Genomic DNA, 16,194 nt, shown 5'->3' with positions numbered 1-16,194 from the left:
CTGCCTCCGCTTTATATGTAATCTAGCTCCGGCTCCTAACCCTTCGCGTCTAAGAACCTTCCCCACAAGAAGGTAAAAAGCACCTTCTGTGGGAAAGAACCTTAGCCGTCAGGGCTAAGCAGTCGCCTCCGCTTTATATGTTACCTACGTTTTCTGCTTAGTCCCATTGCGTTTTCTACTTTGCGTAGTTGTTTGAATGCAACGCGGTTTGCTTTTTCTGCACCTTTGTCTAGGATTTCGTCTAGTTCTGGTGAGTTGATTAGTTCGTTATATTTGTCTTGGATTGGACGAATTGCTTCTACGACTACTTGCGCTAGGTCGCCTTTGAAGTCGCCGTATCCTTTTCCTTCGTACATTGCTTCGATTTCTTCAACTGTTTTTCCAGAGAATGAAGAGTAGATTGTTAATAAATTAGAGATACCAGGTTTGTTTTCCTTATCAAATTTCACAATACCTTCAGAGTCAGTTACAGCACTCTTAATTTTCTTTTCAATTGTTTTTGCCTCATCAAGCATACTAATCATTGATTTTGGATTCGGATCAGATTTACTCATTTTTTTCGTAGGCTCTGTTAATGACATAACGCGAGCTCCTACTTTTGGAATGCGAATTTCAGGCATTGTGAAGATTTCGCGGTAACGTTTGTTGAAACGCTCTGCTAAGTCACGTGTTAATTCGATATGTTGCTTTTGGTCATCACCAACCGGCACGATTTCAGTGTTGTAAAGTAAAATATCAGCAGCCATTAATGGTGGATACGTAAGTAATCCAGCTGGAACTGAATCTCTACCAGAAGCTTTATCTTTATATTGCGTCATACGTTCTAATTCTCCAACGTAAGCAACAGATTGCATGATCCATCCTAGTTGAGCGTGTGCTGGTACTTCTGATTGTACAAATAAAGTAGCTTTTTCAGGATCGATGCCGCATGCTACATAAAGTGCAGCAAGACTGCGGATGTTTTTACGAAGCCCGACGGGATCTTGAGGTACTGTAATCGCATGTTGGTTTACAATACAGAAATAACAGTCGTGTTCATTTTGAAGCTCTGTAAACTGCTTCATTGCTCCTAAATAGTTTCCAAGTGTAATCGTTCCACTTGGTTGAATACCAGAAAAGATAACTGACATAAGTAATTCCTCCTAAAATAGAATGCGTGATGTGGGGAAGAGAAGGCAAACAAAAAAGCCCATTCATCCCAAAAAACTATAGGGACGAATGGACCGTGGTACCACCCTAATTATTTCACTACTGTGAAATCTCTCTAATCCATAATAACGTTTGGATATAACGCCAAAGCCTACTACTTTCGGTTCGGTTTGGTGCTCAAAAGCCCATTCCATACTGTACAATTACTTGTTCACACCAACCACAAGCTCTCTGAAATTGCCTCAATATGTACTCTTCTTTATCATCGCATACATATAAATTTATTTATTGTTACTTGAGCTCTTTTAATATGAAAGAACTAAAGTTTTATAACAAAATGTTTTGCTGATTATTATATCATATGGGATAGTGTTTGCAAACTACATCAAAATAGTAAAGCTAATGAGTGTCGAGAACAACCCAAGGAAGATACCTGTAATACAAATTGGATATGTCCATTTGAATGAATATGTTTTATAAATACGTTCTTTCTTATCTGTAGGTTCCTCGACTTCTTCAATTAAAGAGTCAATCTTTTTGTTCGTACCAAATACTCTTTGGAATGCGTAAATGGTTACATTGAAAAAACCATTTTGAAATATGTATAAAAAACCGCCGATAAGAATAAAAAACAGTGCAATATAAAACAAAATGTTGACAAAGTTCAACAAAAATTGAGATGAAATGAGGAATGCACCAATACTAGAAGCAATCATCGCTATAAAAATTAGTATACAAGTATGAAAAAAAACTTTATTCAAAATATTCCCCTCCGTCAAAATATTACTAGAATTATTATACTATAAAAGCTATAATAAGTACTAGGATTAATTTTTTGAAAATTATACGCAATTAAAGGTCTGATTTTAAGATGATGGTAGCAATGTTAATGTATCCCTTTACGAAAAATTAAAAATATAAATATTTTATTAAAAATTTTAACAAAAAAACAAAAAACTATATTCACAATTGTTATATTATATGTATAATGAAAATTGTAGAAACTTGGAGATTATTCTTTCAATTCTACTTTTTAACAAGTGAGGGTACAGGAAGTGCAATTAGGGGAGGCAACACAACATGAAGAAAAAGATACCGTTATTACTTGCATCAACTTTAACTGCAAGTATGTTGCTTAGCGCGTGTAGCTACCAAAAAGATGACGCAAAAGCAAAAGGGAAAGAGAACGCTACGAGTAGTAGTAACGGAAAACAGATTCTTAATTTAACAGAGTTATCTGAAATTCCGTCAATGGATGCATCATTGGCATCTGATTCTTCATCTTCTACAGCATTAAATAATACGATGGAAGGTTTATATCGTATTGGCAAAGATCAAAAGAGAATGCCTGGAGTTGCAGAAGATGTCGAAAAGCTAGATGATGGGAAGAAATACATATTTAAATTAAGAAAAGATGCGAAATGGTCGAATGGGGAACCTGTAACAGCTAAAGATTTTGTGTATTCATGGAAAAGAGCAGTAAATCCAGATACAAAAGCAACGTATTCGTACATTATGTTCGATATTAAAAATGCAGAGAAAATTCATAAAAAAGAATTACCTGCTGACCAATTAGGTGTAAAAGCGATTGATGATTATACATTAGAAGTAGAATTAGACAATCCCGTTCCTTACTTTATCGATTTAACAGTTTATCCAGTATTTTACCCACTAAATGAAAACTTTGTAAAAGCACAAGGGGATAAATTTGGTTTAGAGGCAAATACAACATTATATAACGGTCCATTCGTTATGAGTGATTGGAAACATGAACAAAGTTTCCAATTCAAGAAGAATCCTTCATATTGGGATAATAAAACGGTTAAAATCGAAGAAATCAACTTTAATATTGTAAAAAATACAGCAACTGATGTAAATTTATATGAGACAAACGCGATTGATCGAGCGGCTTTAACGTCTGAATTTGTTGATAAGTTTAGAAAAAGCCCAGAGTTCCAAACAAGAAAAGAAGCAGGGGTTGCTTACTTAAGATTTAATCAAAGTAATCAGTACTTAAGTAATAAAAACTTAAGAAAAGCAATTTCAATGTCCTTTGACCGTGATAACATTGCAAAAGTTATTTTAAATAACGGTGCAATTGGAGCTTACGGATTTGTTGGAAAAGATTTCGCTGAAGGTCCGAATAAAAAAGATTTCCGAGCTGAAAATGGAAAGCTAGTTGAAACAAATCCAAAAGAAGCGAAAAAGCTTTGGGAAACAGCGAAGAAAGAGCTTGGAACTGATAAAATCGAACTAGAATTCTTAAACTTTGATAATGAAGATGCTAAAAAAGTTGGGGAATTCTTAAAAGGTGAGATGGAAAAGAACTTACCAGGTTTATCAATTAAAATTAAACAGCAACCATTCGCACAAAAAAATAAATTAGAAGATTCTCAGCAATATGATATTGCGTTTGGTATTTGGGGACCAGATTTCCCAGATCCAATTTCATATTTAGATATGTTTGTTACGAATGGTTCTCAAAATAAAACAGGGTATTCTAATCAGAAATATGATGAGTTAATCCTAAAAGCTAAAACAGATACAAAAGATTTACAAGCTCGCTGGGACAACCTTCTAGAAGTAGAGAAGATGTTAATTAAAGAGGATGCAGTTATCACTCCAATCTTCCAAAAAGGTTCAGCGTATGTAGTAAAAGGTGCCGTAAAAGATATTATCCCTATTAACTATGGTGGTAAATTAACTTACAAATGGGCATCTGTTGAACAAAAATAATCTTTTTTTCCATCGTTTACAAGGGTATATGCCTATGATGGGCATATGCTCTTATTTTAAAAAAATAAAAGTAAGAATATTTTAAACTATCTTATTGCTTTTGAGAAAAACGGGGAGGTGCTTGATATGGGACGTTATGTATTAAAACGTTTCGTGTACATGGCTTTGACATTATTTTTAATTACTACACTGACTTTCTTTTTGATGAAATTACTTCCGGGTTCTCCGCTTAAAAACCAGGAGAAGCTATCACCGGCACAAAAAGAAATCATTCTTGAAAAATACGGATTGAATGATCCGGTACCAGTTCAATACGCACGTTACTTAGGTAACCTAGCAAAAGGTGATTTAGGGGTATCATTCCAATATGATAACCGCCCAGTAACAGACATGATTGTGGATCGTATTGGACCATCAGCCCAATTAGGTTTACAAGCGATTATATTAGGAACATTTATCGGTTTAATTTTAGGTATTGTTGCCGCACTTCGTAATAATACGTGGGTAGATTATAGTGCAACAGTTATTTCGGTACTCGGAATGTCGGTACCATCATTCGTATTCGCCGCATTACTGCAATATTTCGTAGGGGTAAAACTTGGCTGGTTCCCAGTAGCATTCTGGAAAGGACCAGAGTTTACTGTAATGCCTACAATTGCATTATCGATGGGAGTTATCGCAACAATCGCACGTTTCTCTCGTGCAGAATTAATTGAAGTTATGCAAGCCGATTACATTTTAACAGCGAAAGCGAAAGGAATTAGCCAAGGCGTTATTATTGTCAAACATGCACTTCGTAATGCGTTAATTCCAGTTGTAACAATTTTAGGACCAATGGTTGCGGCATTAATTACAGGAACACTTGTTATCGAGCAAATTTATGCTGTACCAGGACTTGGGGAACAATTCGTTAAATCGATTACTTTAAATGACTATACAGTTATTATGGGAACTACGATTTTCTATAGTGCAATCTTCATTTTAGTTATTTTCATTGTCGATATTTTATACGGAATTATTGATCCTCGTATTCGTTTAGCGGGAGGGAAAAAATGATGAAAGATGTACAAAAATTATCTCCAGATTTATTTCAACAAGCCAATCAAAATAATGTTGATAATGAAGTCATTGCCCGTCCAAGCCTAACGTTTTGGCAAGATGTAAGAAGACGTTTATTCCAACATAAAGGTGCGATGCTTGGCCTTGTATTATTAGTTATCATTGCACTATTAGCGATTTTTGGACCGATGGTAAGTAAACACTCGTATAAAGAGCAAGATTTAGGTCGAGCGAAATTACCACCAAAAATTCCAGTTATTGAAAATGTTCATTGGTTACCATTTGACGGTACAGATCAATATGGTGTTGACCAATATGAAAAACGTGATATTAAAGAGTACTTCTGGTTTGGTACAGATGATCTTGGCCGTGACTTATGGACAAGAACATGGGAAGGTACACGCGTATCATTATATATCGCTCTTTTAGCAGCAGCAATTGACTTAGTAATTGGGGTTGCATACGGAGGTATTTCAGCATTCTACGGCGGTAGAGTAGATAACATTATGCAACGTATTATGGAGATTATTAACGGTATTCCATACTTAATCATCGTTATTTTAATGGTAATCATTATGGGATCTGGTATTTGGTCAATTACACTCGCGATGGCGATTACAGGTTGGATAGGGATGTCGCGTATTGTTCGTGGACAAATCTTAAAGTTAAAAAACCAAGAATATGTATTAGCATCTCGTACATTAGGTGCAACAAATACACAATTAATTGTGAAACATTTAATTCCAAACGTAATGGGACCTATTATCGTAATGACAATGTTTACAATTCCATCAGCGGTGTTTGGTGAAGCGTTCTTAAGTTTCATCGGTTTAGGAATTCAGCCGCCATTTGCGTCACTAGGTTCTCTTGTAAATGATGGTTATAAATCTATTCAAACGTATCCGCATATGATGTTCATCCCTGCGGTTGTCATCAGTATATTAATTTTAGCGTTTAACTTAATGGCAGACGGATTACGCGACGCGTTAGATCCAAAAATGCGTAAGTAAAAGAGGGGAGAGGCAAAGATGAAAACATTGTTAGAGGTAAAAGATTTACAAGTCTCCTTTGATACACATGCAGGTGAAGTACAAGCTGTACGCGGCGTTACTTTTGATTTGAAAAAAGGAGAAACATTGGCGATTGTAGGAGAATCTGGTTCAGGGAAATCAGTTACTTCTAAAGCGTTAATGGGATTAATTCCGAATCCTCCTGGACGCATTAAAAATGGTGAAATCGTATTTGAAGGTCGTGACTTAACGAAATTAACAGAAAAAGAAATGCAGCAAGTACGCGGTAAAGATATCGCGATGATTTTCCAAGATCCAATGACATCATTAAACCCAACGATGACAATTGGAAATCAAATTATGGAAGGTCTAATTAAACACCAAGGGATGAGTAAAGCAGATGCACGTAAAGTTGCTTTAGAATTAATTGACCTTGTAGGTATTCCAAATCCAGAAGCTCGTTTAAAACAATATCCTCACCAATTCTCAGGTGGTATGAGACAGCGTGTAGTTATTGCGATGGCGTTAGCTTGTAACCCGAAATTATTAATTGCCGATGAGCCGACAACAGCGCTAGACGTTACGATTCAGGCGCAAATTTTAGAACTTATGAAAGACATTCAGCAAAAAACAGAAGCAGCAATCATTTTCATTACGCATGACTTAGGTGTAGTAGCAAACGTTGCGGACCGAGTGGCAGTTATGTACGCTGGTAAAGTTGTTGAAATTGGAACTGTAGATGAAATTTTCTACAATCCGAAACATCCATATACTTGGGGTTTAATCGCATCTATGCCAAGTTTAGATGGTTCAGAAGAAGAGTTATATGCAATCCCTGGAACGCCTCCAGATTTATTGAAGCCGCCAAAGGGAGATGCTTTTGCACCACGTAACCCACAGGCACTGAAAATTGATTTTGAAATGGACCCACCTTTATTTAAAGTAAGTGATACGCACTATGCGGCAACTTGGTTACTTCACGAGCAAGCTCCAGAAGTAAAACCGCCAGCAGTCGTTGAAAAACGCATTCTTCAAATGAAAGCAGGTGAACAACATGACTAAACAACGTGAGAAATTAATTGAAGTAAAAAATGTAAAGCAGCACTTCGACGTGAGTGGTGGTGTTGTCAAAGCGGTTAATGATATTTCATTTGATATTTACCGCGGAGAAACATTTGGTCTTGTAGGAGAATCAGGTTGTGGTAAATCGACAACTGGAAGAACGATTATTCGTTTATATGATGCAACTGCTGGTGAAGTATTGTTCGATGGTGAAAACGTACATGGTAAGAAATCACGCGCAGAACTGAAGAAATTCAACCGTAAAATGCAAATGATTTTCCAAGATCCATACGCATCATTAAATCCTCGTATGACAGTAGGGGATATTATCGCAGAAGGTATTGATATTCACGGATTAGCGAAAAGTAAAAAAGAGCGCATGGACCGTGTTCATGAACTATTAAACACAGTTGGTTTAAATAAAGAGCACGCAAACCGTTTCCCACACGAATTCTCAGGTGGACAACGTCAGCGTATCGGTATCGCTCGAGCGCTTGCTGTAGACCCAGAATTTATCATTGCCGATGAGCCGATCTCAGCACTTGACGTATCGATTCAGGCGCAAGTTGTAAACTTACTGAAAAAGTTACAAAAAGAAAAAGGTTTAACATACTTATTCATCGCCCATGATTTATCAATGGTAAAATACATTAGTGATCGTATTGGTGTAATGTACCGTGGCCAAATCGTTGAGTTAACAACAAGTGATGAATTATATGCGAATCCAATTCATCCATATACGAAATCACTATTATCAGCGATTCCACTTCCAGATCCAGATTATGAGCGCAATCGTAAACGTATCGTATATGATCCATCACAGCATAATTATGGTAGTGAAGCACCAACAATGCGTGAAATTCGCCCAGGACATTTCGTACTATGTTCGGAAGCGGAGTACAAGAAATATAAAGAGATTTATCAATAAGAAAAAGAGCCATTCTTCTGTTATGGAAGGATGGCTCTTTTTCTACTATATAAAAGAATTGTATACATTTGTCGGTCAGTCGATATATTTAAAGAATCGCCGATATAAATCTCATGTATCATTAGTGATATCCATATGCAAAATTACTGAACTTGAACAGAAACATTCTCCTCTTGTTCTTCAGGTTTAACAAGTGCATAACGCTCCCATGCTCTACTTTTCCAGCGGAAGAACATAATAATGGCACGTGTCCATTCGTCGATGGCGATTGCTAGCCAAATACCAACGAGCCCCATATCTAAATGAAAGGCGAAAAAGTAACCTAGTGGTAAACTCATTAACACCATAGAGAATGCACCGATTAAAACAGGATATTTTGCATCACCAGCTGCACGAAGCGAATTAATGATGACGATGTTCATCGTACGTCCCGTTTCAAGTAGTACACTTAGTAAAAGAACACTTGCGCCTAACCCGATAATGTACGGATTATCTGTAAACAGTCCCATTAATTGTGTACGGAATGTAATAACGAGAGCGACCATACATAAAGTTACACCAATCGCCCATTTTACACTTTTCCACAAGCGTTCGTATGCTTCATCTTTTTCGCCACCACCAACGAGGCGGCCAATAATAATGGCTGTTCCCATACCAATTGCAATAGCGAATAAATAAGTGAACATAGAAATGTTCGTAGCGTATTGTCTAGCCGCTAACGATTCCGTTCCTAAATATGTTGCATAGTATAAGAAGACAATTTGACACGCTTGATACATAACTTGCTCAAAAGCAGATGGAATCCCGATTTTTAAAATTTTCCCGATATATTCTTTTGATAAGGTGAAATAATATTGTAATTTTACACGATATTCCATAACGCGGTATAGTAACCAGAAGAAAACAATAAGCGCTATAAGTCGGCTGACAGCAGAAGAAATGGCAGCCCCTTGTACACCGAGCTCAGGGAAACCAAATTTCCCGAAAATGAGTACATAGTTTCCAGCGATATGAATCATATTCATTCCGAGTGAAATAAACATCGCTTGCTTTGTGAAACCGTGTACACGGATAATTGCGGCTAATGAGTTAATAATAGCTTGTAGGAAGATGGCTCCTCCGACGATAGATAAGTAGTTTTGCGCATACGTTAGTACATCGCCTTGTAAGTTCATTGCGAGCATCATATGTTTCGAAAATAAAAGAAAACCAGCGCTTATAACGAGCCCAACTATTAAATTTAATGTGACGGCTAATGCTGATATTTTAGATGCTTCCATAAAGCGTTTGGAACCGAGGTATTGAGATACGACGATAGCTGCGCCGTTCCCGATGACTTCTAGTACCAAAATAGCGATATGGAGGTATTGATTCGCTGCACCAACCCCAGATACAGCATCGTCTGATAATGCACTTAACATGAAAGTATCAGCGATCCCCATTAACATAAAAAGAAAAACTTCTAGAAAAATAGGCCATGTTAATAAGAATAAACTTAATTTCTCAGTAGGCCCGTTTTTTGCCTGAATTGCTGCCATGTCCGTCCCCTCTTTACCGATATCTATTTTTAGCAAAATGTATCGTAACATACTTTCTTAACCTTTGCACTCATTTTAGCCTACATATTTTTATTATGAAGAGAGTGCTATTTTATGATAAAAACAAAAGGATAATTATACATAAAGTATTATGAGATATAAAATTCATTTTTCTCTGATAATTTAGAAAAGTATAAAAAATATTGTTTTTAACACTTTAGTAAGAATAATCAGCAATATGAAACGTTTACAAAGATTTATTTTTTAACAGGAAATTTTAATGAAATAGAAATATAAATATACAAAAAATATATTTGTGTGTATAATATGAATTATTAGAACATATATATATTTCTTTCTGTTTGAAAATGAAAGGGCTAACATTTTTATGGAGGGTGGAAGTATGAAAAAAAAGATGCCAGTTTTTGTAGTATCAACAGTAGCAATGAGCATGATGTTAGGGGCATGTAGCTACCAAAAAGATGAACCGCAAGCGAACGCAAAAGGGGATAGCGGGAAAAGCGGTGCGAAGCAAGTTATTAATTTAATTGAAACGCAAGAAATTCCAACGATGGATCCAGCGTTATCAGCTGATGCAGTTTCTTCAAGAGTAATGGGTAATACGATGGAAGGCTTATACAGTTTAGGAAAAGATGATAAGCTAGTTCCTGGTGTAGCGAAGGAATTCCAAAAATCAGAAGATGGTAAAAAATATACATTTAAATTACGTGAAGACGCAAAATGGTCAAATGGTGATCCTGTGACGGCAAAAGATTTCGTATACGCATGGCAAAGAGCGATTAACCCAGATACAGCTGCGAAATCAGCGTACATTATGTATGATATAAAAAATGCAGAGAAAATTAATAAAAAAGAGATGAGTCCGGATCAATTAGGGGTAAAGGCGATTGATGATTATACATTAGAAGTGGAATTAGATAATTCAATTCCATACCTTGTAGATTTAATGGTATATCCAATCTTCTATCCTGTGAATGAAAAGTTTGTGAAAGAGCAAGGTACGAAGTTTGGTTTGGAAGCGAATACAACGCTTTATAACGGACCATTTACATTAAGTGATTGGCAACATGAACGTAGCTTTAAAATGACAAAGAGCGCGTCATATTGGGACAATAAAGAAGTGAAGATTGAAGAAGTAAACTTTAATATTGTAAAAGATACATCTACGCCAATTAACTTATATGAAACAAATGCAATTGATCGAGCGTCGTTATTAGCGGAGTTTATTGATAAATATAAAGGAAAACCAGATTTCCAAACAGTAGAAGATACATCTGTATTCTTCCTTCGTTTAAATCAAAAAGATCCAGCTTTAGCAAATAAAAATATTCGTAAAGCAATTTCACTTGCTTTTGACCGTAAGCCATTCGTGGATACATTATTAAATAACGGTTCTAAGCCAGCAACAGGATTAATTCCTGATAACTTCATTAAAGGACCAGATAAAAAAGATTTCCGTGCTGTAAACGGGGATATTGTAAAACCAAACGTGAAAGAAGCGAAGAAATATTGGGAAGCTGGTAAAAAAGAACTTGGTAAAAATGAAATCGAATTAGAATTATTAAATGAAGATGTAGAGTTATCAAAGAAAACTGGTGAATATTTAAAAGGTGAATTAGAAAAGAATTTACCAGGTTTAACAGTAAAAATTAAACAACAACCATTCGCACAAAAACTAAAATTAGAAGATGCGGGCGATTATGTCATGTCATTCTCTGGATGGAGTGCGGACTTCCCAGATCCAATTACATATCTTGATATGTTTGTAACAGATGGGTCACAAAATAAGATGAAGTACTCTAATCCAAAATACGATGAAATCATTATGAAGGCGAAAAAAGATGGAAGCGATGTAAATGCTCGTTGGAAGAACTTATTAGAAGCAGAAAAAATGTTACTTGATGATGCTGCGATCGTTCCAGTATATCAACGTGGTAGAGCATATTTACAAAGAGATTCAATTAAAAATATGTATAACCATAAATATGGCGGCGATTTAAGCTTTAAATGGGCGTCAGTAGAGAAGTAAGAAAAAAAGCAGGTGATCGCCTGCTTTTTTTTAATACGTTCGTTTCTTATAAATGCCTTTTCCGCCAACTTGGTTCCAGCCAGATTGTACATCCAAACTTTTGTTAACAAACTTCATTTTTTCTTTTCCACCAAAGAGCTTTTCGCCGATGCTATTTGTAATGACACCAATCAATGCTGTTATTCCGATGATGAGGGCAGCAACCGTAATAAAATCAATAAAAAAAGCAATCATTTGAAAACTCCCCCTTTGCCTGTCTGTATGTTTATTGTATGAGATAAAAAATGAAAAAGAAAGAAATGTCAGAAAAATATTTAATTTACTTTAGAAATCGTGTAGACAGGAGGGAGGATATTTGTTAAAATGAGAACAAACGTTCCTTTTTATTCTCATTTGTATAGTCTTACATTTCTTAATTGATTTATCAAGAAAAGGTAAGAAAACGTTCTCTTTTTCATAGGGAAGATTATAGATAAATAACTATATATTATATGAAAAATCTATGAGAAGTGAGTAGTAAAAGGATTGAAAGTTATTGTTAAAGTACAGCTGAAGTGAGCGTAATCATGTTACATAGCAGTGAAATGCACGGAAGAGTTTTCTCAACTAGCAGGAAATTTACTGTATATTTCTTGCAAAATCTATTGTATAATGATTATAGAAGTTACTTATTAAAAGTAATTGTTGTTTATTATAAGTTGTTGCTTACATGAAATGCGATTTTTGTACTTTTCAATAAGACAAGTTATCGCGAAAAATTGCTGAAGTTAGAAATTAAAACTGTATTTAGTACAGAATTTGTACTCTTTAAGGAGAGTGAGCTTTGTATGGTAACATTATATAGTTCTCCAAGCTGTACGTCTTGTAGAAAGGCGAAATTATGGCTAGAGGAAAATCATATTCCCTATACAGAACGTAATATTTTCTCAGATCCATTAACGATTGAGGAAATTAAAGAGATTTTACGTATGACAGAAAGCGGAACGGATGAGATTATTTCTACTCGTTCGAAAGTTTTCCAAGAATTGAATGTAAACTTAGAGTCTTTACCACTTCAAGATTTATATAAGATGATTCGTGACTATCCAGGGATTTTACGTCGTCCAATTATGATTGACGAGAAACGCCTTCAAGTTGGTTACAACGAAGACGAAATTCGTCGTTTCTTACCACGTACAGTAAGAACGTTCCAATTACGTGAAGCACAACGTCTTGTAAATTAATTATAATAATATGAAAACCTTCTACCTATTATATAGTAGAAGGTTTTTTTTAATGTTTCACATTGCGTAATCGAACTTGTTGTACGATAAAGCCGATGCATAAAATAGTGAAAATGAACAAATAAGGAATGCTTGTAGTGAAACTTGGATTGTTATGAAAAAAGGTTGCAAGTCTGTCTTCATGTGTAACCATTTTTCCTGCAGTATAGGCAAGAATCGCTGCACCGCAATAAATGAGGAATGGAAATCGTTCCATAAGTATTAAAATAAGTTTGCTGCCCCAAATAATAATCGGGATAGAAATGAGTAAGCCGATTATGACGAGTAAAAATCTCCCGTGAGCTGCACCTGCAATGGCAATAACATTATCAAACCCCATAACGAGATCCGCGAAAACAATTGTCCGCACAGCTTGAAATAAAGTTGTTTTTCCTTGAATAGAAGAAAGATCGTTGCTATTATCGGTTAATAAATTGACTGCAATTAATGTAAGTAAAACCCCGCCAATCAATTGTAGAAATGGAATGTCGAGTAAATAGACAGCTAGTATAGTAAGGATGATTCTTAGTACAATCGCTAAAAGAGTACCGATCAAAATAGCCTTATTTCGTTTCGATTCAGGTAAATTTCGGCTAGCTAGTGCGATGACGATTGCATTGTCACCACCTAATACAACATCGATACCGACAATCATTAGTACGGATGTTAAAAACTCTAAGTCCATTCGTCTGCCTCCATTTATGATGTTTTAATAAGCGAACTATATGTATGTGATGAAGAAAGTTGTTGTTAAATAATCTCTTCTAATAGAAGTTTCACTTTATTACAGTGTACGGGGGAATGTGGAAATGTATGTCCAAATTTTTTGTAAGTAAGAAATCGCTATAATAATATATTTATGTAGTTTATCGAGTAAAGATAGGCATATAACTATTTTTGTAAAATAAATCGATTTTATTTCCATTCTGGAGAATCTTATCATAAAATGAGAGTACAAGAATCTATTGATTTGTCATATGAGTGGGGAATCCCTTCATAACAATTCTAAGCAGGAAGGGAGAGTTGTATTTTGGATATTGAAAGAATTAATGATCATACGATGAAATTTTTTATTACGTACATTGATATAGAGGATAGAGGATTTAATCGTGAAGAAATTTGGTATGATCGCGAACGAAGTGAAGAGCTCTTTTGGGAGATGATGGACGAAGCTCGTGATCATGACGATTTCTTTATTGATGGACCGTTATGGATTCAAGTGCAAGCAGTCGATAAAGGGATTGAAGTACTTGTCACGAAAGCAGAGCTTTCAAAGGACGGACAAAAGCTGGAACTACCGATAGGGGTAGACAAAATTATAGATATTCCTCTAGATGAAGGCATCGAATCATTATTCCAACAAGAATTAGTCGAAGAGGTAGAAGAACAAACAGGAACAAACTTTAATGAAGATGGTACGTTTGGCTTTTTAATTAAATTTAATGATTTTGAAGATGTCATTTCATTAAGTCATCGTCTTATCTTTGAAGATATAAAAGATGAGCTGTATTCATTTGAGGACCGCTATTATGTATATGTGGAATTCGATGAAGTGCTACATGATGAAGAAGAAATCGATCGTATTTTAAGTATTATTTTAGAATATGGAGAAGAATCAACTTTAACAATTCATCGTGTAAGTGAGTATGGAAAACAAATTGTGAAAGAGCATGCGCTTGAAACGATTCGCAATAATTTTCCTGCTAAAACGTAGGCCGATTTCTGTAGTATGAAATCGGCTTTTTATATGAAGAATAGGAAAGCTTTCTTAGTTAGGAGGTAAGAGATGAAAAATACGTTAAAGCTGATTTTCTTTATACTGCTATTGTTCGCATTATTTGTTTCGTTACGTATGTTTATTGATGTAGCATTTTATTCAGATGTGATTGGGATAAAAGATGTTTCGATTTTAGGTATTATTAGTATTTTATTTACAGTATCTGCGTTTTTAATTGGTTGCGTTATTTTCTTAGAAAATCGACATCCATCTAAAACACTTACATGGTTAATTGTTTTAGGAATTTTTCCGGTATTTGGTTTCTTTGCTTATTTATTATTCGGACAAAATTTTCGAAGAAAAAGAATGTTCCAAAAGAAGGCGTTACTTGATGAACAGGCGTTTTTACAATATAAAGGGCATGAAGATTACGAAGAACGAATTTTACGCAATCATAAGCATCAAGAACTGTTATTTCGTTTAGCGGATCGATTAGGAGCTTTAAATATTTCATTTCAAACTGAAACGAGGACATTAACAAATGGAGATGAAACGTTTCGGGCTATTTTAAATGGGTTAAAACGAGCGAAACATCACATTCATATGGAATATTACATTGTGCGTGATGATAAATTAGGAACAGAAATTAAAGATATTTTAATACAAAAATCGAAAGAAGGCGTTGTTGTTCGCTTTTTATATGATGCGGTTGGAAGTTTTAAGTTATCGAAATCGTATATTGAAGAATTAAACGATGCAGGTGTAGAAATGATTCCATTCTTTCCTGTGCGCTTTCCGATTTTAAACGATAAGATTAATTATCGAAATCATAGGAAAATTGTTGTGATTGATGGGAACGAAGGATTTGTAGGCGGATTAAATATCGGTGATGAGTATTTAGGGAAAAATAAATATTTTGGCTTTTGGCGAGATACGCATTTGTATTTACGTGGTGAAGCGGTTCAAAGTTTACAACTTATTTTCCTTCAAGACTGGTTTTATATGACTGGAGAGGCTGTGCTAGCCCCTGAATATTTACAAGCAAAAGCAGTTGAGGGTGATCATTGGGGAGGAGTGCAGCTAGTTGCAGGTGGCCCCGATAATAAGTGGGAAACGATTAAGCATTTATATTTCGCAATGATCGCTTCTGCTCGGAAATCTATTTGGATTGCAACGCCGTATTTTATTCCGGATGATGATATTTTATCCGCATTAAAGGTTGCTGCACTTGCTGGTATTGATGTTCGTTTATTAATGCCGAGTAAACCTGATAAGCGCACTGTCTTTTACGCATCGAGATCGTACTTCCCAGAGCTTTTAGACGCAGGAGTAAAGATATATGAATACGAAAAAGGTTTTCTTCATAGTAAAATTGTCATCGTTGATTCTGATTTAGCTTCAATTGGGACAGCTAATATGGATATGAGAAGTTTTCATTTGAATTTTGAAGTAAATGCCTTTTTATATGATACAGATAGCATTAAAAGACTTGTTCAAGACTTTAAAGACGATTTAGAAGAATCCAGTGAAATTCACGTCGATCGTTTTCATAAAAGGCGTCTGCATAGACGAATTGTTGAATCAACGTACCGGTTATTATCGCCATTATTATAAAAAGAGATGTCCGAAATTGGGACATCTCTTTTTTAAAAGGAATTTGTAATAAATTGTAGAATATAAGGA

General features: G+C 35.3%; 14 protein-coding genes and 1 other annotated feature. Of the genes, 9 read left to right on the top strand and 5 right to left on the bottom strand.

Annotated features, from left to right (window positions below):
- Positions 1 to 140: 140 nt before the first annotated feature.
- Positions 141 to 1,130, bottom strand: a complete 990-nt coding sequence (gene trpS, locus ACTFR3_RS13840) for a tryptophan--tRNA ligase (protein ID WP_440044480.1) — start codon at positions 1,128 to 1,130, stop codon at positions 141 to 143.
- Between the two features lie 77 nt (positions 1,131 to 1,207).
- Positions 1,208 to 1,424 (bottom strand) — a binding site (T-box leader).
- A 105-nt stretch (positions 1,425 to 1,529) separates the two neighbouring features.
- The gene (locus ACTFR3_RS13835; protein WP_001044997.1) at positions 1,530 to 1,910 is read right to left on the bottom strand and encodes a DUF3899 domain-containing protein; all 381 of its coding nucleotides are present in this window, start codon (positions 1,908 to 1,910) and stop codon (positions 1,530 to 1,532) included.
- A 319-nt stretch (positions 1,911 to 2,229) separates the two neighbouring features.
- On the opposite strand from ACTFR3_RS13835, the gene ACTFR3_RS13830 reads away from it, so the two are divergent.
- From ACTFR3_RS13830 to ACTFR3_RS13810, 5 genes are all read left to right on the top strand, one after another.
- Positions 2,230 to 3,885, top strand: coding sequence for a peptide ABC transporter substrate-binding protein (locus ACTFR3_RS13830; RefSeq protein ID WP_000727217.1), 1,656 nt, complete (start codon positions 2,230 to 2,232; stop codon positions 3,883 to 3,885).
- 126 nt (positions 3,886 to 4,011) lie between these two features.
- Entirely contained in the window at positions 4,012 to 4,941 is a 930-nt protein-coding gene (gene opp3b, locus ACTFR3_RS13825; protein WP_000534167.1) for an oligopeptide ABC transporter permease, read from the top strand.
- Complete coding sequence (opp3C, locus tag ACTFR3_RS13820) at positions 4,938 to 5,954, top strand: oligopeptide ABC transporter permease (protein WP_000974106.1); 1,017 nt, start codon at positions 4,938 to 4,940, stop codon at positions 5,952 to 5,954. Before opp3b ends, opp3C begins: the two co-directional genes overlap by 4 nt.
- An 18-nt stretch (positions 5,955 to 5,972) precedes the next feature.
- A complete protein-coding gene (locus ACTFR3_RS13815) occupies positions 5,973 to 7,016 on the top strand; it encodes an ABC transporter ATP-binding protein (RefSeq protein WP_000854346.1) in 1,044 nt (347 codons plus the stop codon).
- Positions 7,009 to 7,944: an ABC transporter ATP-binding protein gene (locus ACTFR3_RS13810; RefSeq protein ID WP_000166348.1), complete on the top strand. Its 936-nt coding sequence runs from the start codon at positions 7,009 to 7,011 to the stop codon at positions 7,942 to 7,944. The genes ACTFR3_RS13815 and ACTFR3_RS13810 overlap by 8 nt, the downstream gene beginning before the upstream one ends.
- A gap of 143 nt (positions 7,945 to 8,087) precedes the next feature.
- Here the strand turns inward: ACTFR3_RS13810 and ACTFR3_RS13805 are convergent, their stop codons facing one another.
- Entirely contained in the window at positions 8,088 to 9,533 is a 1,446-nt protein-coding gene (locus ACTFR3_RS13805) for an MATE family efflux transporter (protein WP_002164600.1), read from the bottom strand.
- Between the two features lie 352 nt (positions 9,534 to 9,885).
- Between ACTFR3_RS13805 and ACTFR3_RS13800 the strand changes: the two genes are divergently transcribed.
- Positions 9,886 to 11,532 carry a peptide ABC transporter substrate-binding protein gene (locus ACTFR3_RS13800; protein ID WP_000728609.1) on the top strand — a complete coding sequence of 549 codons (1,647 nt, stop codon included), beginning with the start codon at positions 9,886 to 9,888 and terminating at the stop codon, positions 11,530 to 11,532.
- A 30-nt stretch (positions 11,533 to 11,562) separates the two neighbouring features.
- On the opposite strand, the gene ACTFR3_RS13795 is transcribed toward ACTFR3_RS13800, so the two are convergent.
- Positions 11,563 to 11,766: a hypothetical protein gene (locus ACTFR3_RS13795; protein ID WP_000559971.1), complete on the bottom strand. Its 204-nt coding sequence runs from the start codon at positions 11,764 to 11,766 to the stop codon at positions 11,563 to 11,565.
- Positions 11,767 to 12,359: 593 nt separating this feature from the next.
- On the opposite strand from ACTFR3_RS13795, the gene spx reads away from it, so the two are divergent.
- Positions 12,360 to 12,755 (top strand): transcriptional regulator Spx, encoded by a 396-nt coding sequence (spx, locus tag ACTFR3_RS13790; RefSeq protein ID WP_000258267.1) that lies wholly within the window; start codon positions 12,360 to 12,362, stop codon positions 12,753 to 12,755.
- Positions 12,756 to 12,804: 49 nt separating this feature from the next.
- Here spx and ACTFR3_RS13785 read toward each other — a convergent pair whose 3' ends face one another.
- Positions 12,805 to 13,479, bottom strand: coding sequence for a TerC family protein (locus tag ACTFR3_RS13785; RefSeq protein ID WP_000362607.1), 675 nt, complete (start codon positions 13,477 to 13,479; stop codon positions 12,805 to 12,807).
- Positions 13,480 to 13,824: 345 nt separating this feature from the next.
- Between ACTFR3_RS13785 and mecA the strand changes: the two genes are divergently transcribed.
- Together mecA and ACTFR3_RS13775 are read left to right on the top strand one after the other, a co-directional pair.
- Positions 13,825 to 14,508: an adaptor protein MecA gene (gene mecA / locus ACTFR3_RS13780; RefSeq protein WP_000350713.1), complete on the top strand. Its 684-nt coding sequence runs from the start codon at positions 13,825 to 13,827 to the stop codon at positions 14,506 to 14,508.
- 72 nt (positions 14,509 to 14,580) lie between these two features.
- On the top strand, positions 14,581 to 16,125 hold the full coding sequence (locus ACTFR3_RS13775) for a cardiolipin synthase (RefSeq protein ID WP_086401879.1): 1,545 nt from the start codon (positions 14,581 to 14,583) through the stop codon (positions 16,123 to 16,125).
- Positions 16,126 to 16,194 lie beyond the last annotated feature (69 nt).

The sequence above is a fragment of the Bacillus cereus group sp. MYBK14-1 genome, assembly GCF_051916885.1.
In the GTDB taxonomy this organism is placed as follows: Bacteria; Bacillota; Bacilli; order Bacillales; family Bacillaceae_G; genus Bacillus_A; species Bacillus_A cereus.
The sequence above is the reverse complement of the archived record's forward strand: the minus strand, read 5'-3'. Positions and strand labels throughout refer to the sequence as shown.

What these genes read in the sequence shown, in the direction of transcription:
- trpS (WP_440044480.1), bottom strand. Translation starts at nt 1,130, where the DNA reads ATGTCAGTTATCTTTTCTGGTATTCAACCAAGTGGAACGATTACACTT.
- ACTFR3_RS13830 (WP_000727217.1), top strand. Translation starts at nt 2,230, where the DNA reads ATGAAGAAAAAGATACCGTTATTACTTGCATCAACTTTAACTGCAAGT.
- opp3b (WP_000534167.1), top strand. Translation starts at nt 4,012, where the DNA reads ATGGGACGTTATGTATTAAAACGTTTCGTGTACATGGCTTTGACATTA.
- opp3C (WP_000974106.1), top strand. Translation starts at nt 4,938, where the DNA reads ATGATGAAAGATGTACAAAAATTATCTCCAGATTTATTTCAACAAGCC.
- ACTFR3_RS13815 (WP_000854346.1), top strand. Translation starts at nt 5,973, where the DNA reads ATGAAAACATTGTTAGAGGTAAAAGATTTACAAGTCTCCTTTGATACA.
- ACTFR3_RS13810 (WP_000166348.1), top strand. Translation starts at nt 7,009, where the DNA reads ATGACTAAACAACGTGAGAAATTAATTGAAGTAAAAAATGTAAAGCAG.
- ACTFR3_RS13805 (WP_002164600.1), bottom strand. Translation starts at nt 9,533, where the DNA reads ATGTTACGATACATTTTGCTAAAAATAGATATCGGTAAAGAGGGGACG.
- ACTFR3_RS13800 (WP_000728609.1), top strand. Translation starts at nt 9,886, where the DNA reads ATGAAAAAAAAGATGCCAGTTTTTGTAGTATCAACAGTAGCAATGAGC.
- ACTFR3_RS13795 (WP_000559971.1), bottom strand. Translation starts at nt 11,766, where the DNA reads ATGATTGCTTTTTTTATTGATTTTATTACGGTTGCTGCCCTCATCATC.
- spx (WP_000258267.1), top strand. Translation starts at nt 12,360, where the DNA reads ATGGTAACATTATATAGTTCTCCAAGCTGTACGTCTTGTAGAAAGGCG.
- ACTFR3_RS13785 (WP_000362607.1), bottom strand. Translation starts at nt 13,479, where the DNA reads ATGGACTTAGAGTTTTTAACATCCGTACTAATGATTGTCGGTATCGAT.
- ACTFR3_RS13775 (WP_086401879.1), top strand. Translation starts at nt 14,581, where the DNA reads ATGAAAAATACGTTAAAGCTGATTTTCTTTATACTGCTATTGTTCGCA.